A 973-nucleotide genomic window follows, 5' to 3' on the forward strand; every position below is an offset into this window, starting at 1 on the left:
TGACGGGAAGCAATCTCAATGAGCGCTTTTGCTGGACCAGAGGGTTCACGTCGACCTTGCTCCCACTCCTGCAGGGTTCGCGCGGAAATATGCAGTACCTCAGCAAACTCGACCTGAGTCAGTCCGGTTTTGCCTCGAGCCTCTGCCACCTCGTTAGGCTCAACACGACTGACTCGTGCAGTTTTGCCCGCTTTCATTTCTTTAACAGACTGAAGCAACTTGTTGCCAAGCTCCTCAGCACTTAGTGTCTCGTCACTCATTTTCCAATACCTCACGAATCGACTTCAGGATATGAGCGGGTATATTGCCCCTGACGGCTTTCTTGTAGATCACCAATAACCAGATCTCACCATTTGCCAACTTGGTGAAGTAAATGACTCGCACCCCACCGCGCTTCCCTGAACCCGCTACCGACCAACGAACCTTTCTACATCCGCCGCTACCCGGAATGGGGTCACCAATTTCCGGACTTGCCGCAAGCCAGGCAAAGAAAGCGCTTCGCTCTTCCTCAGTCCAGATTTTTCTGGCATCTGCTTCAAATGTAGGGGTTTCGATGATGGTAAACATGACAGTCAATATACGTCATTGACGGAGTTTTGCAAGATACTGGTCACAAGGGTTAACGCCCGGCTTTGCGGCGTGCCGGAGCGCAGCGTAGGCGCGTCCGACAACAGCCGCTTGTTAACCCCGTAGCTCGAGGCCTTCTCGAATGACCTCGGGATGACGGGAAGCAATCTCAATGAGCGCTTTTGCTGGACCAGAGGGTTCACGTCGACCTTGCTCCCACTCCTGCAGGGTTCGCGCGGAAATATGCAGTACCTCAGCAAACTCGACCTGAGTCAGTCCGGTTTTGCCTCGAGCCTCTGCCACCTCGTTAGGCTCAACACGACTGACTCGTGCAGTTTTGCCCGCTTTCATTTCTTTAACAGACTGAAGCAACTTGTTGCCAAGCTCCTCAGCACTTAGTGTCTCG

General features: G+C 53.1%; 3 protein-coding genes. All 3 read right to left on the reverse strand.

Going from position 1 to position 973, the window contains the following annotated elements:
* Positions 1-197 (reverse strand): helix-turn-helix domain-containing protein (locus A3220_RS16465; RefSeq protein ID WP_252860514.1); only part of this gene is annotated, 197 nt, incomplete at its 3' end.
* A gap of 55 nt (positions 198-252) precedes the next feature.
* Complete coding sequence (locus A3220_RS16470) at positions 253-567, reverse strand: hypothetical protein (protein ID WP_054641851.1); 315 nt, start codon at positions 565-567, stop codon at positions 253-255.
* Positions 568-681: 114 nt separating this feature from the next.
* The coding region (locus tag A3220_RS16475; protein WP_252860513.1) for a helix-turn-helix domain-containing protein at positions 682-973 on the reverse strand (292 nt) is incomplete at its 5' end.

Origin of the sequence: Halomonas sp. KX33721, assembly GCF_001596805.1 — a bacterium.
GTDB lineage: Bacteria > Pseudomonadota > Gammaproteobacteria > Pseudomonadales > Halomonadaceae > Vreelandella > Vreelandella aquamarina.